This is a genomic window from Myxococcota bacterium (assembly GCA_041389495.1).
GTDB lineage: Bacteria > Myxococcota_A > UBA9160 > UBA9160 > UBA4427 > JAWKRT01.
Genome location: JAWKRT010000002.1, coordinates 963610 through 988893, shown reverse-complemented (window position 1 = coordinate 988893; position 25284 = coordinate 963610). Strand labels below are relative to the sequence as shown.

General features: G+C 74.6%; 22 protein-coding genes. 10 read left to right on the top strand and 12 right to left on the bottom strand.

The features are described 5' to 3' along the window. Positions 1-5 precede the first annotated feature (5 nt). The 6 genes from R3E88_15105 to R3E88_15080 form a co-directional block, all read right to left on the bottom strand. On the bottom strand, positions 6-458 hold the full coding sequence (locus R3E88_15105) for a VOC family protein (protein ID MEZ4217811.1): 453 nt from the start codon (positions 456-458) through the stop codon (positions 6-8). A gap of 9 nt (positions 459-467) precedes the next feature. Further along, positions 468-1667 (bottom strand): acyl-CoA dehydrogenase family protein, encoded by a 1200-nt coding sequence (locus R3E88_15100; GenBank protein ID MEZ4217810.1) that lies wholly within the window; start codon positions 1665-1667, stop codon positions 468-470. 2 nt (positions 1668-1669) lie between these two features. Continuing rightward, positions 1670-2752 carry an acyl-CoA dehydrogenase family protein gene (locus R3E88_15095; protein MEZ4217809.1) on the bottom strand — a complete coding sequence of 361 codons (1083 nt, stop codon included), beginning with the start codon at positions 2750-2752 and terminating at the stop codon, positions 1670-1672. 160 nt (positions 2753-2912) lie between these two features. Continuing rightward, a complete protein-coding gene (locus R3E88_15090; protein MEZ4217808.1) occupies positions 2913-4871 on the bottom strand; it encodes a PQQ-binding-like beta-propeller repeat protein in 1959 nt (652 codons plus the stop codon). 53 nt (positions 4872-4924) lie between these two features. After that, entirely contained in the window at positions 4925-6124 is a 1200-nt protein-coding gene (locus R3E88_15085; protein ID MEZ4217807.1) for an amidohydrolase family protein, read from the bottom strand. After that, a complete protein-coding gene (locus R3E88_15080; GenBank protein ID MEZ4217806.1) occupies positions 6121-6903 on the bottom strand; it encodes a TetR/AcrR family transcriptional regulator in 783 nt (260 codons plus the stop codon). Before R3E88_15080 ends, R3E88_15085 begins: the two co-directional genes overlap by 4 nt. Positions 6904-7044: 141 nt before the next feature. Between R3E88_15080 and R3E88_15075 the strand changes: the two genes are divergently transcribed. Continuing rightward, positions 7045-9138: a DUF3604 domain-containing protein gene (locus R3E88_15075; GenBank protein MEZ4217805.1), complete on the top strand. Its 2094-nt coding sequence runs from the start codon at positions 7045-7047 to the stop codon at positions 9136-9138. A 63-nt stretch (positions 9139-9201) separates the two neighbouring features. Here R3E88_15075 and R3E88_15070 read toward each other — a convergent pair whose 3' ends face one another. The 4 genes from R3E88_15070 to R3E88_15055 are packed head-to-tail and all read right to left on the bottom strand — an operon-like array spanning position 9202 to position 13777. Further along, on the bottom strand, positions 9202-10287 hold the full coding sequence (locus R3E88_15070) for a dihydrodipicolinate reductase (GenBank protein MEZ4217804.1): 1086 nt from the start codon (positions 10285-10287) through the stop codon (positions 9202-9204). A 46-nt stretch (positions 10288-10333) separates the two neighbouring features. Then, positions 10334-11143, bottom strand: coding sequence for an enoyl-CoA hydratase/isomerase family protein (locus R3E88_15065; GenBank protein ID MEZ4217803.1), 810 nt, complete (start codon positions 11141-11143; stop codon positions 10334-10336). A 7-nt stretch (positions 11144-11150) separates the two neighbouring features. After that, positions 11151-12311, bottom strand: a complete 1161-nt coding sequence (locus tag R3E88_15060; protein ID MEZ4217802.1) for an acetyl-CoA acetyltransferase — start codon at positions 12309-12311, stop codon at positions 11151-11153. Further along, positions 12308-13777 (bottom strand): zinc ribbon domain-containing protein, encoded by a 1470-nt coding sequence (locus tag R3E88_15055; protein ID MEZ4217801.1) that lies wholly within the window; start codon positions 13775-13777, stop codon positions 12308-12310. Before R3E88_15055 ends, R3E88_15060 begins: the two co-directional genes overlap by 4 nt. 407 nt (positions 13778-14184) lie before the next feature. Between R3E88_15055 and R3E88_15050 the strand changes: the two genes are divergently transcribed. From R3E88_15050 to R3E88_15010, 9 genes are all read left to right on the top strand, one after another. Further along, complete coding sequence (locus R3E88_15050) at positions 14185-15861, top strand: hypothetical protein (protein MEZ4217800.1); 1677 nt, start codon at positions 14185-14187, stop codon at positions 15859-15861. Positions 15862-15983: 122 nt separating this feature from the next. Further along, on the top strand, positions 15984-16355 hold the full coding sequence (locus R3E88_15045) for a hypothetical protein (GenBank protein MEZ4217799.1): 372 nt from the start codon (positions 15984-15986) through the stop codon (positions 16353-16355). A 52-nt stretch (positions 16356-16407) separates the two neighbouring features. Continuing rightward, positions 16408-16989 carry a sigma-70 family RNA polymerase sigma factor gene (locus R3E88_15040; protein MEZ4217798.1) on the top strand — a complete coding sequence of 194 codons (582 nt, stop codon included), beginning with the start codon at positions 16408-16410 and terminating at the stop codon, positions 16987-16989. Then, entirely contained in the window at positions 16989-17699 is a 711-nt protein-coding gene (locus R3E88_15035; GenBank protein MEZ4217797.1) for a zf-HC2 domain-containing protein, read from the top strand. The genes R3E88_15040 and R3E88_15035 overlap by 1 nt, the downstream gene beginning before the upstream one ends. After that, complete coding sequence (locus R3E88_15030; GenBank protein MEZ4217796.1) at positions 17677-19080, top strand: S8 family serine peptidase; 1404 nt, start codon at positions 17677-17679, stop codon at positions 19078-19080. Before R3E88_15035 ends, R3E88_15030 begins: the two co-directional genes overlap by 23 nt. 185 nt (positions 19081-19265) lie before the next feature. Then, positions 19266-19856, top strand: coding sequence for a sigma-70 family RNA polymerase sigma factor (locus R3E88_15025; GenBank protein MEZ4217795.1), 591 nt, complete (start codon positions 19266-19268; stop codon positions 19854-19856). Between the two features lie 97 nt (positions 19857-19953). Next, the gene (locus R3E88_15020) at positions 19954-21795 is read left to right on the top strand and encodes a CoA-transferase (protein ID MEZ4217794.1); all 1842 of its coding nucleotides are present in this window, start codon (positions 19954-19956) and stop codon (positions 21793-21795) included. Beyond that, positions 21792-23015 carry a CoA transferase gene (locus tag R3E88_15015; protein ID MEZ4217793.1) on the top strand — a complete coding sequence of 408 codons (1224 nt, stop codon included), beginning with the start codon at positions 21792-21794 and terminating at the stop codon, positions 23013-23015. The genes R3E88_15020 and R3E88_15015 overlap by 4 nt, the downstream gene beginning before the upstream one ends. A 14-nt stretch (positions 23016-23029) precedes the next feature. Further along, positions 23030-23887 (top strand): phytanoyl-CoA dioxygenase family protein, encoded by an 858-nt coding sequence (locus R3E88_15010; protein MEZ4217792.1) that lies wholly within the window; start codon positions 23030-23032, stop codon positions 23885-23887. A gap of 311 nt (positions 23888-24198) precedes the next feature. On the opposite strand, the gene R3E88_15005 is transcribed toward R3E88_15010, so the two are convergent. Together R3E88_15005 and R3E88_15000 are read right to left on the bottom strand one after the other, a co-directional pair. Further along, positions 24199-24546: a hypothetical protein gene (locus R3E88_15005; GenBank protein ID MEZ4217791.1), complete on the bottom strand. Its 348-nt coding sequence runs from the start codon at positions 24544-24546 to the stop codon at positions 24199-24201. A gap of 262 nt (positions 24547-24808) precedes the next feature. After that, complete coding sequence (locus R3E88_15000; GenBank protein ID MEZ4217790.1) at positions 24809-25264, bottom strand: 2,4'-dihydroxyacetophenone dioxygenase family protein; 456 nt, start codon at positions 25262-25264, stop codon at positions 24809-24811. Between the last annotated feature and the right edge of the window lie 20 nt (positions 25265-25284).

Genomic DNA, 25284 nt, shown 5'->3' with positions numbered 1-25284 from the left:
CGCGGCTAGTACTCGAGCGCGCTCGGCGCGCCCGGCGCGTGCTCGAGCAGCTCGATGACGTTGCCGAACGGGTCGCGTCCGTAGGCGAAGCGCGAGGGGGCGGCGCCGAAGAGCGGCGTGTTGAACACGACGCCGGCCTGCTTCAGCGCGGCGAAGTCCTTCTCGGGGTCGTCGCTCGCGAGCGCGAAGTGCGTGATGCCCGTCTGGTTCACGGGGCGCTCCGGGTCGCCGTCGGCCTTCGTGTTGAACTCGAAGAGCTCGATGCACGAGTTGCCCTTCTTGATCATGCGCACCTTGCAGCCGGCGTCGGCGATGCCGAAGGCGTCGCTCATCGGCTTGATGCCGGAGGGCAGGTCGGCCTTCATCACGAGCTCGAAGCCGAGCACGCCGACGTAGAAGTCGATCGCCTTCTGCATGTCGGGGACGGCGAGCGCCGGGTGGTGGACTCCGAGGATCATCGCGAGCTCCTAGTGTCGGTCGCGCGGCAGCCCGAGGACGCGCTCGCCGACGATGTTGCGCTGGATGTTGGAGGCGCCGCCGGCGATCGACGGGCCCTTCGAGAAGAGATAGTTGTGGATCACGGCGCGCGCGTCCGCGCGCGTCGACCAGACGCCGTGGTCGGGCACCTCGATGTCGAGCAGCCCGTCGCCGCCCGCGAGGTCGTAGGCGAACTGCGCGAGCATCTCGCTCGCCTTCGTCGTGAAGAGCTTGATCATCATCATCGGCCCGACGACCTTGCCGAGCTCGCCGTTGAGCTCGGCCGACAGCATGCGCATGTTGCACGTCTCGCTCGCGCGCACGTAGCCCTCGAGCCGCGCGAGCTCGACCTGCACGGCCGGGTCCTCGATCGCGGGGCGACCATTGCGCTTCACCTGTCGCGCGAGCGACACGATCAGCTCGAACTGCATCATCATGAGCCGCGGGTTCCCGATCAGCTTGCGTTCGTGCTTGAGCGTCGCGCGCGAGACGCTCCAGCCTTCGCCGCGCTTGCCGACGAGGTTCGAGACGTGCGTGCGCGCGCCGTCGAAGAAGACCTCGTTGAACTCATCGCTGCCCGTCAGCTGCTTGAGCGGCCGCACCTCGAGGCCGGGCTGGTCCATCGGAACGAGCAGGTACGAGATGCCCGCGTGCTTGGGCGCGTCGGGCTCGGTGCGGAAGAGGCCGAACATCATCTGGCACTCGCGCGCGGTGCTGGTCCAGATCTTCTGCCCGGTGAGCACGAACTCGTCGCCGACGAGCTCGGCCTTGCACTGCAGCGATGCCAGGTCGCTGCCCGAGCCCGGCTCGCTGTAGCCCTGGCACCAGCGCATCTCGCCCGCGAGCGTCGGCGGGATGTACTTCTTGCGCTGCTCCTCGTTGCCGAACTCGAGCAGCGTCGGGACCAGCATCGCGGGGCCCTGCGACATCGCACGGAACGGAACGGAGGCCTTCGCGAACTCCTCCATGATGATGCGCTCGCGCAGCGGGTCGCTCGGCTGCTCGGAGCCGCCGTAGGCCTTCGGGATGTCGCGGTAGAGATAGCCGCGCTCGATCGCCTTCTCGCGGAAGCGCCGCTCCTGTTCGACGAAGGGCAGCTTCGCGTCCTCGCCCGAAGGCGGCCACGTCGCGAGGAAGCGGCGCAGCTCTTCGCGATACGCCTCGTACTCGGCACCGTACTTGAGATCCATCGCTACCAGCCCTCCTGCAGCGCGATCCGGCGCCGATGGTGCTCGGGCGTGCCGAGATAGGAGCGGTCGAACATCACGCGCTTCAGGTGGATGTGGACGTCGCACTCCCACGTGAAGCCGAGCCCGCCGTGCAGCTCGATCGCCTCGCGGCCGATCCACGCGGCGACGTCGCAGATGTGCGACTTCGCGAGCGCGGCCTGGCGCATGGACTCCTTCGGCAGGTGGTCGATCGCGTGGCCCGCATACCAGAGGAGACCGCGCGCGCACTCGTGCTGGGTCGCGAGGTCGGCGAGCTGGTGCTTCACGGACTGGAACTGCGCGATCGGCTGGCCGAACTGCTTGCGCGACTTCGCGTACTCGTTCGTGATCGCGACGAGCCGCGCGGCCGCGCCGTACGCGTCGGCGGCGAGCAGCACGAGGCCGGCATCGCGCACCTTGCGCGCGACGTCGATCGACGAGTTCGCGAGCGGCTCGCACGGCGTGTTCGCGAACGCGAGATCGCCGAGCTGACGCGTGTGATCGATCGAGCCGACGCGTTCGATCGCGAAGCCCGAAGCGCCGCGCTCGACCACCGCGAGCCCGCCGCCCTCGACGCCGACGACGAACAGGTTCGCTTCGTTTGCATCGGTCGCGTACTTCTTGCGGCCCGTCAGTACACCGTTCGCGACTCGCGCCGTGAAGGTCTCGGGCTCCCAGGCGTCGCCCTCTTCCGCGAACGCGACCGCGCCGATCGCCTCGCCGCTCGCGAGCGCGGGCAGCCACTTCTCCTTCTGCGCGTCGCTGCCGCCGAGCGCGATCGCGCGCGCGGCGAGCGCGTGGCCGAGCAGCGGAACGGGAAGCCCGCCCTCGCCCACGATCTCGGCGACGAGCGCGAGGTCGAGCCACTCCATGCCTGCGCCGCCGTAGGCCTCGGGAATCGCGAGGCCGGCGACGCCGATCTCCGCGAGCCCGCGCCACAGCTCCGCGTCGAAGCCCGTCGCCGCGTCGAAGTGCTTGCGCAGGACGTCGGCGGGACATTCTCCCGCGGCGAAGCCGCGCACGGTCTCCTGCAGGAGCTCCTGCTCCTCGCTCAAGCCGAAGTGCATGCGATCTCTCTCTTTCGCGCTCGCTCTCGCGCTCGCTCCAGCGCGCGCGAGCGGAAGGCTCGAGCGGCTGCGGGATGCCCCCGCGCGGGCTCGCCCGGCGCGTGCCTGGGACTGCCCGTCGTCGTCGGGGGCCATGTTGTCGCGCACTGGCGCGGCTTTCTCAAGCCTCCTCGTCGGCGCGTGCCGCGCGGGCGCCGAGGGCCCGGTGGAAGGCGCCGCCGAAGGCTTCGAGCGTGCGCGCCCTGGCGCCGAGAGCTGCGCATTCGGCCCGCTCGTCGGGCTCCGGCTCCGCCGCGGCACACGCGCTCGCGGCGCGCACCGCGTCGTCGACGGCGGCGCCGAGATCGTGCATCTCGGCGTCGCCGAGCTCGCCGCGCTCGCGCGCGCGCGCCATCGTCGCGCGCGTCGCGTCGAGCTGCGCGCGCGCCTGCGCGAGCGGCCGGGCGCGCGCCTCCGACTCCGGCGGTCGCGCGGCGGCGCTCGCGAGCAGCCGCCCCGCAGAGCCGAGGCCGACGCCGATCTGCTCGCGCAGGTGAGCGGGCGCGAACGCGACGATGCCGCCGCGCGGCGCGGGCGGCCGCAGCGCGCCCGGCAGCAGGAAGCGGTAGGGCGCCTCCGCCGCGACCGACGCCTGGATCGCGAGCAGGTCGACGTACAGCTCGCCCTCGCGGCCCACCGAGACGACGCCCTCGCTCGTGTCGGGGAGCGGGCGCGCGTGCAGCAGCGCGCCCGTGCGCGGGTCGATCGAGACGAGGAAGCTCCGCGTCGCCTGCACCAGGTCGCGGCCCGCGATGCGCAGCTCGTACCCGCATAGCAACACGGCCCACACCGCGTTCGGCGTCACGGTGACGACGCTGTCGAGGCGCGCGACCGGCTCGCCCGTGCGCACGAACGGCCACAGCCGGCTCACCGCGGGCAGCTCGTCGCGCGCGAGCGCGTCGTACTCGCGCGACCAGATCTCGTCGCCCGTCGCGCCGTCGAGCTTGCGCAGCCAGCGCTCGGCCATCACGTACACGCTGCCGTCCGGCGCGACCGCGGGCGACGCCTGCATGCCGCCCACCGCGCGCTCGAACACCACCTCGCCCGTGTCCGCGTCGATCGCGAAGATCTCGCCCTTGCCGCCGAACGCGTAGACGCGGCGCCCGTCGGGCGAGATCGCGGGGCTCGTGCCCGTGCCCGGCGCCGTCGGCGTCGCGAACGCGATCCGCATCGACGGCGCGCCCGCGTCGTCGTCGACGACGTCGATGCCGTAGAACGCGCCCTCCTCGACCGTCGGCCCCGCGGCCATCAGGTAGATGCGCCCCGTCTCGGGATGCACGGCGGGCGTGTTCGTGACCTCGTAGCGGTACCCGAGCAACGCCTCGAGCAGGAGCGTCCGGAGATCGGGGTCGACGAGCCCGTTGCGCCACAGGAAGCCGGGAACGGGCCCCAGCGGGCTCGCGCCGCCGGGCAGCTCGAGCACGGGCATCGCGAGCGCGCCGCTCGCGCGCTCGAAGAGCATCGCCTGTCCGTGCACGGTGATGCCGCCGACCCGGTCGCCGACGACGATGCCGGTGACGAACGGGCCGCGCGCGCCGTACTCGGCGAGCGTCGCGACCCACTTCCGACGGCCGTCCGGATGATAGGCGTGGAACTCGTCGACGTCGCCGACGTAGACGTCGCCGTCCTCGTCGAGCACGGGCGCGCTCAGCACGGCGCCGGAATCGACCGCGTCGGTCTCCCACACGACGTCGCCGTCCGGCGACAGCGCGTGCAGCGACGCCTGGCCGGCGCCGCGCCCCGTCGTCACGAAGAGCCGCCCGTCGCTCGCGACGACGGGCGCGACGACGATCCCCGCGCCCTCGAGCGCGCGCCAGCGCGGCACGACGTCGGTCGCGGTCGCGAACGGCGCGAAGTCCGAGTTGCTCGAGTCCGCGTGGAGCGTCGCCCAGGTCGTGCGCGCGTAGCCCGGGCCGCGGTCGGACGCGAGCGGCGCTTCGCGCGCCGCGCGCGCGGGCGGCGCGCCCTCGGCCGTCGCGCGCGCGGGCGGCGCGTCGTCCGCGGCTGCGCGCGCCGGCGGCGCGCGCAGGACGAGCACGGCCGCAATGCCGGCGACGGCGACGCGCAGCGCGCGAGCCACAGCGACGGCGCGCGCCGGGCTCGCGGCGCGCGCACTGCGAGCGGGCCGGGGCGTCAGGCGACGAGCTCCTCGAAGTTGTCGCGCAGCACGCGGCGAACGTCGGCGTCGCTCATGCCGCCGAGCTCCTCCGCGAACTCCATCGGCCACAGCAGGCACTCGGGGTGCGGATAGTCGGAGCCGCCGAGCACGCGCTCGGCCCCGATCGTGCGCGCGAGCGCGGGCACGTCGTCCTCGAAGAACGGCGACACCCAGACGTGGCGTCGGAAGAGCTCGCTCGGCGTTCCGGGCGGGCGCCCGAAGCGCCAGAGGTCCTTGCTGTAGAGGCGCGCGATCGCGTCGAGCTTGCGCAGCAGCGGCGCGACCCAGCTCGAGCCGTACTCGACCGAGAGGACGCGCAGACCGGGGAAGCGGCCGAACACGTTGTCGGCGACGAGCGCGGTGAGCGTGTCGGCGACCGGCCGCTCGGTGAACGAGAGCGCGTACTCCATGAGCGAGTGGCGGTGCGAGGGCGGCGCCGCCCGCAGGCCCCACGCCGTGTTGTACGCGCGCTCGACCGTCGTGCTCCCGATGTGGAACACGACCCCGACGCGCGCCTCCTCGACGCGCGCCCAGAACGGGTCGAAGCGCGGATCGCCGGGCGAGAGCCCGTCGATCGGGCCCGCCATCAGGCACACGAAGCGCGCGCCCGCCGCGATCACGCGATCGACTTCCGCGAGCCCGTCCTCGAGCTCCTGCAGCGCGACGAGCGGCGCGCCGTAGATGCGCCCGTCGGCGCCGTAGCCCCAGTCTTCCTCGAGCCAGCGGTTGAACGCGCGCAGCGTCGGGATCATCACCTCGCGGTGCTTCGGCTGCGCGAGCTGCGGCACGAGGCCGATGCCGGCCGACGGCAGCATCAGCGTCCGCTCGACGCGCTGCTCGTCCATCTTCGCGAGCCGCGCGCGCCGGTCGACGAACTCGGGCACGCCGAGTGCGAAGTGCGGCGCGAGCGACGGGCTCCCGCCCTCGTCGACCTGGCCCTTGAGGAACGCCTTCATCACGCCGGGCCGGCCGATCGAGTCGCCCGCGCCCACGCTGTAGAACTCGCAGCGCTCGTCGCCGACGTACATGCGCGCCGGCACGCCGGGCTCGACGCGATCGAGCCAGCACGTCGCCTTCCTGTACCGCTCCTCGATGTGGCGGGTGCAGAAGTCGTCGGGCTCGTAGTAGTGGTTGTCGGCGTCGTGGATCCAGTAGTCGATCTGCGGGGGCGTCATCCGGCTCTCTCCTGCTCACCCGCTCGCACGAGCGAGCCGGGGTCGGGCGCGTGGACGTCGTACGGCGAGGCGGCGCGCGCCGCGCTCGCGGGGGATGCGGCGCGCGCGGAGCGCACATCGGACGCGGACGCGGCGACCTCGTCGCCGCGCGCGCCGGCCGGCGCGCACAGGCCGCCGGCCATGAAGTCGACGAGCTCGCGCGCGACGGCGTCGGGCGCGTCGGGCGGCACGCCCGCCGCGCGCGCGACGGCGTAGGGCGCCGGGTCGGCGAGCGTCGCGAGCGTGGCCTGCACGCACAGCGCGATGCGCCGCGCGAGCACGGGCGGCGGCACGTCGGGCAGCGCGCGCGCGAGGTGGTGGCCGAGCTCGGTGTGCACCTCGCCGAAGTGGCGCATCGCGAGCGCGTAGGCGTCGGCCTTGCGGTCGGCGTAGAGGCGCGCGAGGAGCCGCACGTAGGCGCGACCCGCGCGCGGCTCGCGCAGCACGAGCTCGACGAGCGGGTCGACGAGCACGCCGAGCAGGCGGCGGACGGAGCGCGCCGCGCCCTCGGCGACGAGCGCGTCGAGCAGCTCGCGGCGCCGGCGCTGGACGGCCTCCATGCGGCGCAGGACGACGGCTTCGACGAGCGCCTCGCGCGACCCGAAGTGGTAGTGGACGGCGGCCGAGTTCACGCGCGCCGCGCGCCCGACCTCGCGCAGCGAGACGCCCTCGAAGCCGCTCTCGGCGAACAGGCGCTCGGCGCGGTCGAGGATGCGCGTGCGGGTGTCGGCGGGGGGCACGGCGGCGCACGCTACGCGAAGCACTCGATTCAAGCAAGTGGTTGAATCGAGTGCTTCGCCGCGGACGTCCGGCGACGCCTCGACTACCGTCGCCCCACCGCGCGCCCGCCCCCGGACGCGCCTGCCGGGAGGCCCGCCGCCGTGACGCGCTCCGCACTTCGCCGCTCCGCGCGCGGCCCGGCGGCGCGCCGCCGGGCCGGCGTCGCCGCCGCGCTCGCCGCCGCGGCGGCCTGCGCCTCCTTCGTCCCGACCGAGTTCGAGGGCTTCGAGTGGCAGCCGCCGTCGGCGCCGGCCGCGCCGGCGCCGCTCGCCGCGCGCGCCCCGTGCGCGGAGCGGAGCCCGCACCGGCGCGCGTTCTTCGGCGACCTCCACGTCCACACGGGCTTCTCGTTCGACGCGGCCTCGCGCGGGCTCGTGACGACGCCCGACGACGCCTACCGCTTCGCGCGCGGCGAGGCGATCGCGCTCGGGCCGTTCGACGCGCAGGGCGGCGGCACGCGCTCGGCGCGCCTCGAGCGCCCGCTCGACTTCGCGGCCGTCACCGACCACGCGGAGTGGCTCGCCGAGGTCGCGCTCTGCACGCGGCCCGACTCGCCCGCCTACGACGCGCGCGCATGCCGCGTGTACCGCGGCGAGGAGGCGTCGCTCGCGACCTTCGCGCTGCGCGCGATCGGCGCGGGCAACCTCGCGAAGGCGTTCAGCGTCGTCGACCTCGTCGGCGGCCGCAAGGCCGCGCTGTGCGGCGAGGACGGCGCGCTCTGCCGCGCGTGGGCCGCGCGCGCGTGGCAGGAGACGCGCGACGCCGCCGAGCGCCACTACGACCGCTCGAGCGCGTGCGCGTTCACGACCTTCCAGGCCTGGGAGTACAGCCGCTCGCCCGGCCAGTCCAAGGTGCACCGCAACGTCGTCCTGCGGAACGAGATCGCCCCCGAGCTGCCGATCTCGTTCATCGACGCGCCGACCGCGCTCGACTTGTGGGAGAAGCTCGAGGCGCGCTGCAACGCGACGGGGAGCGGCTGCGAGGCGCTCGCCATCCCGCACAACCCGAACCTCTCGAACGGCCGCATGTTCACGCTCGACTACCTGGACGAGCCGCCGGCCGAGCAGCAGCGCCGCGCGCGCCTGCGCGCCGCGCTCGAGCCCCTCGTCGAGGTGACGCAGATCAAGGGCGACTCGGAGTGCGCGATGGGCCGGCCCGACGTGCTCGGTGACGAGGACGAGCTGTGCGGCTTCGAGAAGATCCGCAGCGCGTTCGGCCGCGAGTTCGCGCCGTGCGCGCCGGGCGCGGTCGGCGCGGGCGCGATGGCGGGGCGCGGGTGCGAGAGCACGCTCGACTTCGCTCGTTATGCGCTCGTCGAGGGGCTGCGCGAGCGCGAGCGCATCGGCGTCAACCCGTACGCGTTCGGCATGATCGGCAGCACCGACACGCACAACTCGACGCCCGGCGACGTCGAGGAGTACTCCTACGACGGCTGCTGCCTGCTCGACGCGACCGCCGCCGAGCGCCTCGAGCCGGAGGAGTCGGGCATCATGGCGTGGCCCGCGCGCGCGCCCGGCGGCCTCGTCGGCGTCTACGCCGAGGAGAACACGCGCGACGCCCTCTTCGACGCGATGAAGCGGCGCGAGACGTTCGCGACGACGGGGCCGCGCATCGAGCCGCGCCTCTACGCGGGCTGGGACCTCGCGCCCGACCTGTGCGCGCGCGCCGACTTCGCGGCCGCCGCCGACGCACAGGGCGTGCCGATGGGCGGCGACCTCCCGCCGCGGCCCGCGCGCGCCGGCGCCGCACCGACCTTCGCGGCGAGCGCGCTGCGCGACCCGGGCACCGCGCAGTGGCCGGGCGGCCGGCTGCAGCGCCTGCAGATCGTGAAGGGCTGGGTCGACGACGACGGCGCGACGCACCAGGCGGTCTACGACGTCGCGGGCGATGCCGGCAACGGCGCGGGCGTCGACCTCGCCACCTGCACGCCGACCGGCCCGGGCGCCGACGCGCTCTGCAGCGTGTGGACCGACCCCGACTTCGACCCGACGCGCGCGGCCGTCTACTACGCGCGCGCGGTCGAGAACCCGAGCTGCCGCTGGACGACCTGGGAGTGCCTGCGCACGTCGCCCGCCGCGCGGCCCGCGCTCTGCGACGACCCGGCGTTCCCGAAGACCATCCAGGAGCGCGCGATCACCTCGCCCGTCTGGTACGCGCCCGACGGCGGCGGGCGCGAGCGCGTCGCCGCGCGCTGACCCGCGCTGACCCGCTCGGCCCGACGAGCGCGCCGAGCGCGCCGAGCGCGCCGCGGCGGGCGCCTAACGACTCCGCAGCCGCGGGTGCGCGGTGCCCCAGTAGGGCGGCAGGTCGAGATACGTCTTGATCCCGGGCTCCGCGCGGCACACGAACGGCACGGCGTTCACGCAGTGCAGCGCGGTCGCCTGGACACCGGGGTTCGGATCCTGGTCGAGCGTCGTCGGGTGCAGGCCGTGGAACGTGAGGTGCACGGGCGGCTCGCCCGTCACCTCGACCTCGAAGCGCTCGCCCTCGCTGCCGAAGCGCCAGCCGTGCGGCACCTCGTGGGCCGCGCCGGCGGGCGCGAGGTGCTGGTCGCCCATCATCCAGTTCACGATCGCCGACACGACGGGCTCGCCGTCCTTCGTGCCCTGCCACTGGAAGCGCTGCCCGGCGACGCGCCCCTCGGCGATCGTGCCGATCGGCGTGTTCTCGATCGGCTTCGTCGCGACCGCGATCTGGTGGACGATGCGGCGCTCGGGGTCGAGCTCGACGCCGATCGCGTCGGCCACCATGTCGACCGACTGCAGGAAGCCCGCGCCGAGGAGCTTCACCATCGGGCTCTTCACGGCCTCGTCGGGCGTCTTCCCGAAGAGCATCACGTCGCCGACGACCTGGGGCGCGGCATAGCTGCGGATGTCGCTGAACTCCTCGGCGCGCACGTGCGTGATGCGCGTCGAGAGCGCCGACACCACGAGCGGGAAGCGCTCGGTGATGCCGCCCGGGTGGATGCCCGTCCCGTGCAGCGTCGCGTTGCCCTTCCTGCACGCCGCCTCGAGCTTCGTCGTGTCGAGCGACTTCGGGTAGAACCAGCCGAGCGGCGTCACGACGTTCTTGCCCGACTCGAGGATGCGGCGGATCTCCTCGGGGTTCGCGATCACGGGGCTGTAGACGACGCAGTCGGCGTCGATCGCGAGCAGCGCGTCGACGTCGCGCGTCGCCGCGACACCGAGCTTTCCGATCCCGGCGAGCTCGCCCGCGTCCCTGCCTTCCTTGTCCGCGCCGTGCACCCAGCAGCCGACGAGCTCGAGCTCGGGGTGCGTCGCGATGGCGGAGATCGAGGAGCGACCGACGCCGCCCGTGGCCCACTGGATCACGCGATAGGTCATCTCGGTCTCTCCGTTTCCTGGTTGCGGGGCGCGTCGCGCGCGCCGACTAGAGCCGCTTGCCCGTCGCGAGCGACTTCGGCACCCAGGCGGGCGTGCGCTTCTCGCCGAACGCCGCGAAGCCCTCGCGCACCTCGGGGCCGTCGAGCGACGCGTTGAACGTCATCAGGTCGACCTTGCCGTAGTTCGCGTTCAGGATCCGCTTGAGCTGCATGCGCGCGTCGGGCGCGGTGAGGAGCACGGCCTCGGCTGCGGCGTCCGCCTCCTCGAGCAGCCGCTCGTGCGGCACGACGCGCGAGACGAGGCCCATCTCGACGGCTTCGCGCGCGCCGACCGTGCGCGCGGTGAGCAGCATGTCGCGCGCGCGCGCGACGCCGACGTGGGGCGGGAGATAGGCCGCATAGCCCGTGTCGGCGACGCCGCGCAGGAGCTCGGGCGCCCGGAACGTCGCGCGCTCGCTCACGACCGACACGTCGGCGAGCATCGCGATCAGGAGCCCCCCGCCCTGGCAGATGCCGTTCACGGCCGACACGACGGGCGCGCGGCTGTTGCGGATCGCCTCGAACGGCAGCCACTCGTTGCCGATCTCCTGGAGCAGGTCGTAGTCGTGCGGCGTCGTGTCCGGGTGGTGGCCCGTCATCTCGCCGCCGGGCGCGAACACGTCGTCGACCCCGGTGAGCACGAGCGCCGTCGCCTCGCTCTGGGCGTTCACGTAGTTCACCGCGCGGCGGATCCCGAAGTACATGCCCACGGTGAGCGCGTTGCGCTTCCGCGGCCGCTGGATGGTGCAGCGCGCGAGGTGGCCTTCGTGCTCGAGGCGCAGGTACTCGGTGCCGAGGTCGACCGTCTTCGCGGCCATCGCGCGCCTACGGCATCCCGAGGATGGCGATGCCGCAGGTCTGCGGCGGGCCGCCGATGTTGTGCGAGAGCGCGGTCGTCGCGTCCTTCACCTGGCGCGGCCCGGCCTGGCCGCGCAGCTGCAGCACGTTCTCGTAGATCATGCGCACGCCGGTCGCGCCGGTCGGGTGGCCGAAGGTCTTGAGGCCGCCGTCGGTGTTCACCGGCAGCTCGCCGCCGAGCGCGAACGTGCCCGACGCGACGTGATCCTTCGCCTCGCCCTTCTTGCACAGGCCGAGGTCCTCGTACGTGAGCATCTCGGTCAGCGTGAAGCAGTCGTGCAGCTGCACGACGTCGAGCTGGCGGAAGGGCTCGGTGATGCCGGCCTGCGCGTAGGCGTCCTTCGCGGCGTAGAGCGTGGGCTTCCAGGCGAGGAAGTCGAAGTCCGGGTCGCGCTGCGGGTGCTCGGCGGTCGAGACGGTCACGGCCTTCACGAGCACGTGGTCGTCGCGCACCTGCTTCGCGAGGTCGCGCCGCGTGATGATGGCGGCCGCCGCGCCGTCGCTCTGCGCCGCGCAGTCGTAGAGCCCGAAGGGCCACGAGATGATGCGCGCCGAGAGCACGTCCTCGACCGTGATCTCCTTCTTCAGCATCGACTTGGGCGCGAGCGTGCCGTTGTGGTGGTTCTTGACGGCGATGCGCGCGAGGTCCTCGCGGCCCGCGCCGTACGTCTCGAAATAACGAGCGGCGCAGAGCGAGAACCAGCCCGCCGGCGTCGCGGGCAGCCCGCGCACGCGGTCGAAGTTCACCGACGGGCCCGAGACGCCGCGATCCTTCGGCTTGTCGAAGCCGAGCACGAGCACGGTGTCGTACATGCCGCAGGCGACCGACATCACGCCGCAGCGGAACGCGTCGGTGCCCGTCTGGCAGTAGTCCATCAGCATCGTGATGGGCTTCCCGAAGAGCTTGAGCGACTCGGCCACCTCGCCCGAGCCCTCGCGCGGATACACGGCGCCGGCGAACACGGCGTCGATCTGCGCGTCCGGGTCGTCGATGCCCGCGTCCGCGTAGGCCTCCCACACGGCCTCGACCATCATGTCCTCGCGCGACTTGTCCCAGTTCTCGCCGAACTGGCAGCAGCCGACGCCGGTCACCGCGACCTTGTCGCGAATCGCCTCGGGATTCATCATGACGAAGCTCCTCCACCGCCGTTCGCGCCGATCTCCTCGAACGGCGGGCTCGCCTTCCAGAAGTAGTTGGCCTTGCCGCCCGCGTCGTGGATCTTGCGGAACACGTACTCGACGGGCATGTCGAGGCGCACGCGGTCGGGCTTGCAGTTCGCGAGCTGGACCTGCACGCGGCAGCCCGCGACCTCCGTCATCACCATGATCGTGGGCGGCTCGGCGGCCGGGAAGAAGTAGTCGAACGTGTAGGCGAGCACGCGGCCCGGGCGGTCGGAGAGGCGCGCGGGCTCGAAGCGATCCTTCGCGTGGCACTTGATGCAGACGCGCGGCCGCGGCAGGTGGATCTGTCCGCACTCCGTGCAGCGGCCGCCGACGAGCGCGATGTCGGCGTCGCGTTCGCGGAAGCGGATCGTCGCGGAGAGCCCGAGGTCGGCGCCGCTCTCCCACTCCTTCGGATCGAGCTTGCGGCTGCGCAGGTAGGCGTCGTACGAGCCGAGCGGGATGCGCTTGCCGAGGTGCCCCGCGACGCCGCGGCGCGGCTCGAGCTTCGCGATCGCGTCGGTCGTCTCGAAGAGCAGCGCGTGCGCGCCGTCGCCGTAGCTCGCGCACGCGATCCGCTGGCCGGCCTTCGCACCCTCGAGCGCCGCGACGAGCAGCATCGGCGCGAACGCGCAGCCCGTGTTGCCGAGCCGGGCCGACAGCGGGTCCTGCAGGCGGTCGGCCGGGATGCCGGCCTCCTTCGCGACGGTGCCGAGCGTGCGCGCGTCGTGCGCGTAGACCGCGGCCTTCGCGAGGTCGCCGCCCGCGACGCCCGCCTTCGCGAAGAGCGCGCGCAGCGCGTCCGCGAGGCACGGCACGACGCCCTCGGTCGCGACGAAGCGGTCCTCCCAGCTGTGCGTGAAGCGCTCGCCGTCGATGCGCCAGCTGTCCTGCAGCTCGTCGGCGACCGCCGCGCTCGCCGTCCACGTCGCGATCGGCGACGCGCCGCTCGCCGCGCCGCCGACGAGGAATGCCGCGGCGCCGTCGCCGACCTTCGCCTCGAGCGCGCCCTTCGGCGCGCCCATCCTGCAGTCGGCGACGACGACGAGCGCGCGCTTCGCGGCGCCCGCGCCGACCGCGCACAGCGCGGCCTCGAGCGCGGCGGTGCCCGCGCGCAGCGAGCCCGCGTGGTCCGAGGTGAGCACGTCGCGCCGCAGGTCGAGCGCCTTCGCGATCAGCGCCGCGCCCTGCTTCTCGCGCAGCTCGTAGCTCGTCGACGCGAAGTACACGGCGTCGACCGCGCTGCGATCGCTGCCCGCGAGGCAGTCGAGCGCGGCCGCGACCGCCATCGTGACGGCGTCCTCGTCGTAGTAGGCGACCGCCTTCTCGGGGCCGCCGTCCTTCGGCTTGCGCCCCTGGATCAGCGCGAGCGGAAGGCGCGTCACGGGGACGTAGGCGCCGTACGAGAGGAGTCCGGTCGTGGCTTCGCTCATGTTCTCCGTCCTGGTCGACACTGTCGGGTCCGCCCCCGCCGCCGCGACGGCGCGCACGCGCGCGGCCGGCGTCGGGCCGGCCGAGTGAGCGGCGAACGCGCTCTCGCGCCCGGCGCCCGAGGCCTCCGACGCGATCGATCGGCTGCAGACGGGACGGGGCGGGGGGCCGGCGCGGATCCTAGCCGCTTCGCCCGCGCGTGCGCGCCGCGACGGCCGGGACGTACGCACGGCGCGGCCTCCGCCGGCAGGCGCGGCGCACACTGCGCACGGCGCGGCGGGTGGGGCAGGCGCGGCACGGGGCCGCGCGGCGCGACACCAATCCGGGTTTGACCCACCGCGCGGCCCGTGGAAGGCTCGCGCGTCCGCGAGCGACGGTGCTCGCCCCGCGCCGACGATCGGGCCCCCGCTTGCCGCTCTCCACGACCTCGCCGCCGCTCTTCCGCCCGCGCGCCGACGCGCCCGGCGGCCGGCCCGCGCCGTCCGCGCGCCGCCGCGCTTCCCGCGCAGCCGCGCTCGCGCTCGCCCACACGGCCGTCGCGCTGCTCGCGCTCGGCGCGCCGGCCGCCTCCGCACAGCCCCCGAGCCCCGGCTGCGACGCCGGCCTCGAGCGGCTGCAGGCGAACGCGGCCGCGCGGCCCGCCGACGCCGAGACGCACGCGCGCCTCGGCCGCTGCTACCTCGCGCTCGGCCGCACCGATGCGGCGCCGGCCGCGCTCGACGAGGCCGCCCGCCTCGACCCGTCGGCCGCGCGCTTCCTCGAGGCGGCGGCGGCGATGTACCACGCGCGCCGGCTCGACGAGGCCGAGGCGCGCCTCGCGCGCGCCGAGCCCGCGCTCGCCGACGACCCCGAGCTCCATCTCTACAGGGGCCTCCTGCTGCTCGAGCGCGGCGAGGCGGCCGCTGCGGCCGCGCGCCTCGAGCGCTCGCGCCGGCTCGACCCGGCGCGCGTCGAGCCCGTCGCCTCCTACTTCGCCGGCCTCGCGTGGGAGGGCGCGGGCGACCGCGCGCGCGCCGACGAGGCGCTCGCGCGCATCGCGCACGACTGGCCCGGGACGCCGTGGGCCGACTCCGCCGCGCGCGCGCTCGAACGCGTGCGCGGGACGGGCGCGCACGCGCGCTGGCGCCCGTGGGCGGAGGTCGAGATCGGCGTCGAGGGCGACACCAACGTCGTGCGGCTCGGCCGCGAGGTGACCGCCGCCGAGATCAGCGACGAGCGCGACGTGCGCGCCGCCTGGGGCGCGCGCGGCGGCGTCGAGAGGAGCTTCGAGCGAGGCCATGCGGGCGTCGCGCTCGGCTACGCGGGCAGCGAGCACGGCGACCTCGACGACTACGACGTCCACTACTCCTACGGGAGCCTGTACGGCGCGCACCGCCTCGGCGAGCGCACGGACGTGCGCGTCCAGCTCGACACCGGCTACGCCTGGGTGGGCGGCGACCCCTTCGCGTGGACGTACGACTCGTCGATCGCGCTCCGCCATGGATGGGCCGCGCTCGGCGCGAGCGAGCTCTTCGGCGAGCTCGACGTGCGCGACTACCTCGTGCGCGCGCCCGACCTGCCGGCGTGCACGGTCGGCGGGCCGACGCCGTGCGGGCGCCCGCGCACCGACGAGTCCGAGGCGCGCAACCGCGACGGCGTCGGCGTGCGCGCGGGCGTCGCGCACCTGCTGCCGGTCGGCGGGCCGCTCACCGAGCTGCGCGTCCACGCGGCCTTCGACTTCTACCAGGCCGAGGGCGACGAGTACGATTTCGCGGGCGGCGACACGGGCGTCGCGCTCCGCGCCGACGGCCCGTTCGACACGAAGTGGCGCGCCGCGGCCACCTACGAGGCGCGGCGCTACGCGCATCCGAGCACGTTCGCGAACGTGCCGCAGTCGACCGCGACGCCGGCCGCGTTCGGCTTCCCGGGCGGCGACCGGCGCGACGACCAGCTCGAGCTGAGCGCCCGCGTGGAGCGCGCACTCGGCCGCGGCGTGTCGATCTCCGGCCGCTGGCGCTTCGAACGGCGCTTTTCGAACGCGGACGTGTTCGACTACCGCCGGCACGTCGTCGGCCTGTTCCTGACGTGGCGAGGCGGGCTCGACTGAGCGCCGCGCGCGGGCCGCGAGACCGAAGCGCGGAGCGAGCGCGACGACGACCGGGACGAACACCGGGACGACGGCCGGACGGAAGGCCGGACGGCAGGCCGGACGGCAGGACAGGAGGCAGCATGTCGACGCGAGCCCTTCCGCGCGCGAGCGCGCGCGCCGTGTGCGCGGCGTCCGCGCTCGTCGCGCTCCTGCTCGCGCCGCTCGCCGCGGCGGGCGACGGCCTCGCGCCGGCGGGCCCGTGTGCGGACGAGGCGGGCGCGCACGGCTCGGTCGCGCGCCTCTTCAGCCCGCAGGACGTCGCCGCCGACGCGCCGCCGCCCGGCGGCGGCGGGCCCGCGCCGGCGCCGTTCGACGGCCGCGACGCCTGCGACGGCGCGGGCGGCTGCGGGGGCCAGAACGAGCTCCCCGGCGCCGCCGGGCGACGCGCCCGTGAACCCGCCCGGCCCGGGCGGCCCCCCGGCGGCCCCGCCGCCCCCGGCGACGACGCGTGAGAGGCTCGGCGACGGGAACCCCCCCGCGCGCCGCAGGAACGCACCGCTCCGGATGAGCCCCACCCGACGCGACGACGCCGACCGCCGCGACCGCGCCTGGATCGCCCGCATCGCCGCGGGCGACGAGGCCGCGCACCGCGCGCTCTTCGACGCCTGGTACGCGCGCGTCCTGTCCTTCGTCGCGCGCCGCCTCGGCGACCCGTCGCTCGCCGAGGAGGTCGCCGCCGACGTCTTCTTCGAGGTGTGGCGCAGCGCCGGACGCTTCGAGGGGCGCAGCCGCGCCTCGTCGTGGCTGTTCGGGATCGCACAGTTCAAGTGCATGGCCGCCGACCGCAACCGCAAGCGCTCGAAGCGCAGCGCCGTCGTGCCCACGCGCATCGAGCACCTGCACGCGATGCCCGACGACGCCGAGCTCGAGGAGGTGCTCGCGATGCGCCACGAGCTGCGCCGCACGCGCGCGCTGCTCGACGAGCTCCCGCGCGGACAGCGCGAGGTGCTCGAGCTCGCGTTCTTCGACGAGCTCCCGTACGACGCGATCGCCGAGCGGCTCGGCATCTCGCAGGGCACCGTGAAATCCCGCATCGCCCGCGCGCGCGACCACCTGCGCGGCGGGCTCGACCGAAAGGCCGGCTGATGACGAACGACGCCACCGGACGCGCGCACTGCCCGGACGACGTGCTGCGCATGCTGCCCTGGTACGACGACGAGGCACTCGGCGACGACGAGCGCGCGCGCATCGAGGCGCACGCGGCCGCGTGCGCCGACTGTCGCCGCGAGATCGACTGGATGCTCGGCGGCGACGACGAGGCCGCGCGGCCGGCGCCCGATGCGGACGCCGCCTACGCGCGCGTGCGCGCGCGCATCGAGGCGAGCGGCGCGCGCGAGGCCGCGCGCGCCGCCGCGCACGAGCGCATCGCCGCGCACCGCCGGCGCGCCGACCGCGGCGCCGCGTGGCGACGGCTCGCGATCGCGGCCTCGCTCGCCGCGGTCGCGGCGGGCGTCGGCGCGGGCTTCGCGGCCGGCCGGCGCAGCGCGATCGCCGACGCACCCGTGTACGAGACGGCACAGGCGCGCCCCGTCTCCGCGGGCGCCCCCGGCGCGGCGACGCAGGCGCGCGAGCTCGACGTGGTCTTCGCACGCGCCGCGACCGCGGAGCGCATCGGCGACGCGTTGCGCGCGATCGGCGCCGACGTCGTCGCCGGGCCGACGCGGCTCGGCGTCTATCGTGTCAGACTGCAGCCGGGCGCCGATGCGGCGACCGCGGCGGAGCGGCTGCGGGGAGGCGCGCGCCCGGACGGAGTCGAGACGGGAGTCGCGAGCCTTGCTGAGCCGGTCGCTCCATAGCCGCTCGCGCCGCGTCGGGCCCGCGCTCGCCGTCGCCATCGCCATCGCGGTCGCCGTCGGTGCGGGCCTCGCGGCCGCCGACGCGCGCGCGCAGGCGGGCGACCCGGGCACGTGCGGCCCGTTCGCGCCGGCCGCGAGCGATGCGTCCGGCGACGCGCGCGCGGCGTGTGCCGAGCCCGGCCTCGCGCCGAGCGCGTCCGCGCCCGACGTCGCGGGCGTGACCCGCCTGGCCGCACCGCGCGCGCCGGCCGGCGACGCCACCGCGATCCCGGGCGAGGCGCTCGTCGCGATCCCGAAGGCCGACGACGGCGCGCTCGCGCCCGGCTTCGCGCTCGCGCCCGGTGCCGAGATCGCGAGCTCGTTCTGGAGCCCCGTGCTGTGTGCGACCGTCGCGCGCGTGCGCGGCCCGGCCGACGCCGCGCCCGAGGCGCTCGTCGCCGCGCTGCCGCCGGGCGCTGCGCTGACGGCGCACTCGACCTATCGAGCGGCCGCCGCCGAGGTGCGCGCGTTCGAGCCCGACGCCGCGGGCGATCCGTACCGCCCGCACCAGTACGCGCTCACGCAGCTCGAAGCCGAGCGCGCCTGGGCCCGCAGCGCGGGCGCGGGCGCGACCGTCGCGCTGCTCGACTCGCTTCCCGAGGTCGCGCACCGCGATCTCGGCCGCATCGTCGTCGCGCCGGCCGGCGACGGCGAGCGAGCGAGCGACGAGGTCGGCCGCGTCGCGGCCGTGCACGGGACGCTGATGGCGGGCGTGGTCGGCGCCGAGCGCGGCAACGGCGTCGGCATCGCGGGCGTCGCTCCGGAAGCGCGGGTCGTGGCGATCCCGGTGTGCGCGCCGAGCGGCGACGGCGGCCCCGACGCGTGCGCGCTCTACGACGTGCTGCGCGGCATCGACGCCGCGTGGGAAGCCGGCGCGAACGTCCTCAACCTCTCGCTCGTCGGGCCCTCGAACCCGCTGCTCGAGCGCGCCGTCGCGCGCGCCGAGCGGCTCGGCGCGGTCGTCGTCGCCGCCGCGGGCAACGAGGGCGCGGACGCGCCGCGCTACCCCGCCGCCTATCCGTCCGTCCTCGGCGTCGGCGCAGTCGACGCGCGCGGCGAACGCGACGCGCGCTCGAACCGCGGCCTCTCGGTCGACGTCGTCGCGCCGGGCGTCGAGGTGCTGTCGACGCGGCCGCCCGACGGCTACGCGTTCGGCGACGGAACGAGCCTCGCGGCCGCGCACGTGAGCGGCGCAGTCGCCGTGCTCGTCGGCGCGGGCATCGAGCCCGCGGCCGCGCGCGCGCTCGTCGAGGAGCGCGCCGCCGGTGCGCCCGCCGCGGCGCCGCGGCTCCGCTCGCTGTGCGAGCTGCTCGCGCGCGGCGGCGCGCCCTGCCCCGACTGAGCGCCGCGCCTCCGGCGGCGGGCCGCGCGCGATTTCGCGGCGGAGTCGGAGGAGTCGGAGGAAACCCGGAACCCGCAGCGCCGACGCAGTCACCCACCCTCCGCCACCCGGAACGCAGCCGTCCGCGCGCGCACGCGCGCGGCGCGAGCGCGAGCCGGGATGCAGCAGCGGACAGGAGGAAGGGGATGGCCGTCGCGGTGTACACGACCCTCGCGGACGAGAGCGACGAGGCGCTCGTCGCGATCGCGCAGCGCGAGCTGCCCGCGCCGTGCGAGGCGTTCGACGTCCTCGTCGCGCGCCACCGCGCGCGCGTCGAGCGGCGCGCCGCTGCGATCGTCGGCTCGCGCGCCGACGCCGAGGACGTCGCGCAGGAGGTGTTCCTGTCGGTGTTTCGTGCGCTGCCGCGCTACCGGCCCGTGCAGCCCTTCGCGCACTGGCTCGAGCGCATCGTCACCAACTCGTGCCGCATGCACCTGCGCGCGCGGCGCCGCCACGATCGCCGCGTCGCCGCCGTCGCGAGCGACTGGCGGGCGCGCAAGCCGATCGACGTGCGCCCCGACGTGCGGCGCGACGCGCTCTTCCTGTGCGGGCGGCTCTCCGACGTGAACCGGCGCGCGTTCGTGCTGCGCACGGCCGACGACGCGCCGTACCGCGAGATCGCCGACGAGCTCGGCATCAGCGAGTCGGCCGCGAAGATGCGCGTGCGGCGCGCGCGCGCGGAAGCGGAGCGGCTCGCCGTCGCACAGCGCGGCGAGTGGACCGCCGCGCCCGCGTAGGCCACGGCGCGCCGTCCGCGCGCGCTCCTCGAGGCGGGCTAGGATCCTCCGCGCCGTCGACGCGACAGGGGTTGCGCGCCGACGGCGCGGAGGCGCGATGAGCGGGTGGCGCGGGGTCGTCGGGGCGAAGCTCGATCGCGTGCGCGATCCCGTCGCCGACAAGCGCTGCTCGCTGCGCGAGGCCATCGAGCGCTTCGTGCGCCCGGGAATGCGCATCAACCCCGTGAGCCTGCAGGCGCGCCCCGTCGCGGCGCTGCACGAGCTGATGCGCGTGTTCCGCGGCGCGGAGCCGGGCTTCGAGTTCATCTCGTCGTCGCTCTCGGGCAACTATCTCCAGCTCGTCGGCGCCGGGCTCCTGCGCCGCGCGATCGTGTCGTTCGCGGGCGAGGGCTACCCGACGCCCGGCCCGAGCCCCGTCGTCGCGCGCGCGCTCGCGTCGGGCGCGCTCGAGCTCGAGAACTGGACGATGCTGACGATCTCGCAGCGCCTGCTGGCCGGCGCGATGGGCGTGCCCTTCCTGCCGACGCGCTCGCTCGCGGGCAGCGACATGGCGCGCGAGCTCGCCGAAGCAGGTTGCTATGCGGAGGTCGCCGACCCGTTCTCGGAAGGCGGCGCGGCGCAGGGCGTCGTGCGCGCGTACGCGCCCGACGTCGCGTTCGTGCACGCCTGGGCGGCCGACCCCGCCGGCAACGCCGTCTGCTTCCCGCCGCACCAGGAGAACGTCTACGGCGCGCTCGCCGCGCGCGAAGGCGTCGTGCTCACCGTGCACGAGGTCGTCGACACCGACTTCGTGCGCCGCCACTCGCACCTCGTGCGCATTCCGGCCGAGAAGGTCGTGGCCGTGTGCGAAGCGCCGTACGGCTCGCACCCGTACGGGAACTACGCGACGGGGATCCCGGAGCTGCGCGCCTACGCGAACGACTACCCGTTCATGACGGAGCACCGCGCGGCGCAGGAGTCCGACGACGCCTATCAGGAGTGGCTCGAGCGCTGGGTCTACTCGGCGCGCGACCCCGCCGGCTATCTCGCGAAGCTCGGGCGCGACCGGCTCGAGGCGCTCGAGTACCTGGCCGGGCCCGAGACCTGGCGCGCCGAGCTCGAGCACTGGGGCGACGCGCTCGACGGGGCCGGCCCCGCGACCGACGTCGAGGAGATGGTCGTGCAGGCGGCGCGCCGCGTGCGCGCGCGCGTGCGCGACGGCGGCTTCGACCTCGTGCTCTCGGGCGTCGGCCAGGCCGCGCTCGCCGCGTGGCTCGCCTCGCACCTCGGCGAGGGCGAGGGCCTCGACTTCGCGCTCGCCGCCGAGACGGGCATGTACGGCCACGACCCGCGCCCGGCCGACCCCTTCCTCGTGAACTACCGCAACATGCCGACGACGACGCTGCTCTCCGACGTCGTCGAGACGCTCGGCCTGCACGCGTGCGGCGCGACGAACCGCTGCCTCACGACGCTCGGTGCCGGGCAGATCGACCGCCTCGGCAACGTCAACTCGAGCTGGAACGCGGACGGGAGCTTCATCGTCGGCTCGGGCGGCGCGAACGACCTCGCGAACGCGTCGAGCGAGCTGCTGATCGTCGCCGTGCAGCGCAAGGGAACCTTCCGCGAGCGCGTCGACTTCGTGACGAGTCCGGGCGCGCGCGTCGCGACCGTCGTCTCGACGATGGGCGTGTTCGAGAAGCGCGCGCCGGACGGCGCGCTCGTGCTGACCGCCGTCTTCGAGCGCGCGGGGGCGACGCGCGAGGAGGCCGTCGAGAAGATCCGCGCGCGCTGCGGCTTCGCGCTCGAGGTGGCCGACGCGCTCGAGCGGCTCGCGCCCGCGACGGACGAGGAGCTCGCGCTCCTGCGCGTCTTCGACCCGGCGCGCGCCTTCCTCGGAAAGCGCGAGCGCGCGAACGGCGCGGCGCACCCCGATTCCCCGAACCCGAAGGAACGACGATGAGCGAGCCCCGACATCCCCTCCCCCTCGAAGGCGTGCGCATCCTCGCCGTCGAGCAGATGCAGGCCGTGCCGTTCGCGACGCAGCTGATGGCGCACCTCGGCGCCGAGGTCGTGAAGGTCGAGCACCCCGAGCACGGCGAGTCGGGCCGCACCGCCGCGCCGAGCATCCCGGACGCCGACGGCCGGCCGGCGGGCGCGACCTTCCTGCGCAACAACCTGTGCAAGCGGAGCCTCGGGCTCGACCTCAAGAACCCGAAGGGCGCCGCGCTGCTGAAGCGTCTCGTCCCGCACTACGACGTCGTCGCCGAGAACTTCAAGCCGGGCACGATGGAGAAGTTCGGGCTCGGCTACGACGAGCTGGCGAAGCTCCACCCCGGGCTCGTCTACGTCGCGGTCTCGGGCTTCGGGAGCCTGCACGACTCGCCCTATCGAAGCTGGCCCGCCTACGCGGCGATCCCCGAGGCGATGGGCGGCTTCTACTCGTTCCGCCCCGAGCCCGGGCGGCTGCCCAACATCGGCGTCGCCGGCGCGCTCGGCGACATCACGAGCGCGCTCTTCGCGACGATCGGCGCGATCGCCGCGCTGCGCGGGCGCGACCGCACGGGCGTCGGCCAGAAGGTCGACATCGCGATGCTCGACGCCGTGATGGCGATGATGGACATGGTGCCGTTCAACCCGACCGTCGGCGTGATGGACAACTCGATCAGGAGCTGGCCCGGCATCCTGTCGTGCTTCCACGCGAAGGACGGCCTGTTCGTGATGCAGGTCGGCCGCGAGCACCAGTTCGAGCGGCTCGCGCACGCGATCGGCAAGCCGGAGTGGCTCGACGACCCGCGCTTCGCGACGCGCGAAGGCTGGCGCGACCACACCGACGGCGCGATCCGCGAGGCGATCGAGGCCTGGGCCGCCGACAAGACGAAGCTCGCCGCGTCGCAGGCGCTCGCCGACGCGGGCGTCGTCGCGGGCCCGAGCTACGAGGCCGACGACCTCGAGCGCGACGCGCACGTCGCGCTGCGCGACATGATCCTGCGCATCCCGCGGCCCGACGGGAAGGGCGCGGTCCACATCGTCGGCAACCCCGTGAAGCTCTCGCGCAGCACGCCGCGCGAGCCGGAGCGCTGGCCGACCATCGGCCGCGACACGCGCGACCTCCTCCGCGCCGACCTCGGCCTCTCCGACGCCGACCTCGACGCGCTGCGGTCCGACGGCGTGATCGGCTGACGGAGGACGTTTCGATGTCGCAGGCCCGGATCGAGCGCGTCGCGGCCGACGCTCCGATCGACGAGATGCTCGCGATCCTCGAGCGCGACGGCGCGGTGATCGTCGAGCGGCTGCTCGCGAGCGACGTCGTCGCGCGCATCAACGACGAGGTCGCCGCGGCGCGCGAGGCCGCGAACCCGTCGATGGAGCACCTGAACCCCGCGATCGGCTTCTTCTTCGGCAAGCGCACGCGCCACGTCTCGGGCCTGCCGGGCCGGTCGCGCACGTTCGCGTGCGAGGTGATGGTGCACCCGACGCTGCTCGCGCTGTGCGACGCGATCCTCCTGCCGAGCTGCGCGCGCTACCAGCTGAACCTCGGCCACCTGATCGACCGCGGCCCCGGCAGCGAACCGCAGCTGCTGCACCGCGACGAGGACGTGTGGGTGCACGTGCCGCGCCCGCACGGCGAGCTGCAGCTCGCGACGATGATCGCGCTCGACGACTTCCGCGCGGAGCTCGGCGCCACCCGGATCGTCCCGGGCAGCCACCGCTGGCCGCGCGAACGCAGTGCCGAGCCGAGCGAGCTCGCAGTCGCCGAGATGCCCGCCGGCTCGGCCGCCATCTACCTGGGCTCCACGATCCACGCCGGCGGCGCCAACACGACGAGCGATCGCTGGCGCCGCGGCCTGCACACGAGCTTCGTCTGCGGCTGGCTGCGCACCGAGGAGAACAACTACCTCGCCTGCCCGCCCGACGTCGCGCGCACCCTGCCCCGCCTCGCGCAGGAAGTACTCGGCTACGCCGTGCACGACGCGATCGCGTCGGCGGGAGGCTATGCGGGCGCACTCGACCTCCAGGACCCGTGCGACCTGATGGCCGAAGGCAAGCTCTAGAGGCCTGCGCGCTCGCGGGCGGCGGGTGGGGTTGCGAATGGCTCGCCCGCGCGTCGTGGCGGCGTGCTCGCCAAGGGGCTCTTCGAGCGCGGGCTGCGCTTGATTTCGCAACCCCCACCCGCCGCCGGCGAGCGACTCGGGGTGCGTGTTCGATCGAGGTGGCGCTTGCAGCGTGGCAAGGCCCGATCGAAACGGGTTGCCGATCGATGGCTTGCTAGTCGGCGGACGGGGAACTGCACTCGGAGTCGGTACGAGGCGGTCGGTCGACTAGCGAGCGTTCGTCGGGTCGGCGTCTCGCGATGTCGTGTTTCCTACGCATTGCGGACGATCGGGATGAAATCGAGCGCGGTGCAGGGCTCGGAGCCGACGACCCAGGCATCTCCGCCGGCTTCGATCTCGAATGCGAAACCCGTCTCGACGCGGATCTCTCGTCCCCGCGCGTCCTGGATCATCATGGCGCCGGAGAGCACGTACCCGACGTGGTTCTCGGAGGGCTTGCCCGTCTGGGGCTGCGCGTGTCGCGACCACCGCCACCCCGGCTGATACACCCCCAGCCCGACCGCGACCGACCGCAAGAGCGCATGGCTTCGCGCACTCCCGTCGAGAAACACCCGCCGCGTCTCCAAGTTCGCCGCCGAACCCGACACGACCCCCGCCACGGCTACCCCCCCCTCGCAGACGACCCATCGAGCCACCCAATCTCGAGCAGGCCTGGCCGCGAAGCTCGCAGCGGCACCCTGCCACCCAGTCCCAGGCCCACGCGAGCCGAACGTCTGCGAATCGACCGCAAGCGCGGCGGGCGGGCGGGTTTCGCGAAATAAAGCGGAGCCCGCGCTAGAAGCGTCCCCTGGCGAGCACCCAGCCCCGACGCGCGGGCGAGCCATTCGCGAAACACGCCCGCCCGCCGCGCGTGCCCGTGACCTACTCGACGAGGACGTTGGGCTCCCCGTATCCCAGCTCTTTGCATGCATACAGGTAGTAGGCGAGTGCCGTGTCGCCGCTCACGACGGACTCCACGTTGCCGTTCGCGTCGAGGTTCATGTTGACGCCGTACATGTGGAACCACACGCGCGTGTCGTCCTCGATCGACTGCAGCGTGTGGACGGAGCCCGCCGGCTCGTAGAGGAAGGAGCCGGCGCGGTTGACGTAGTCGTACTCCTTGTACTTCCACGCGCCGCTCACCGTGTAGCCCCAGACGGGGCCGCTGTGGCGGTGCGTCTGCACCTCGTAGCCGGCCGGGAAGATGTTCTCGATGATCCAGAGGCCTTCGCCGCGCTTCACCTGCAGCACCTTGAGCTGCGCCTTGTCGGGCATGCCGACGAACGGCAGGTCGTCGCGGCCGACGTGGATCGCGGGGCGCGGGTCTTCGATCGTCATGGCGGGGCCTCCTCGGTGGG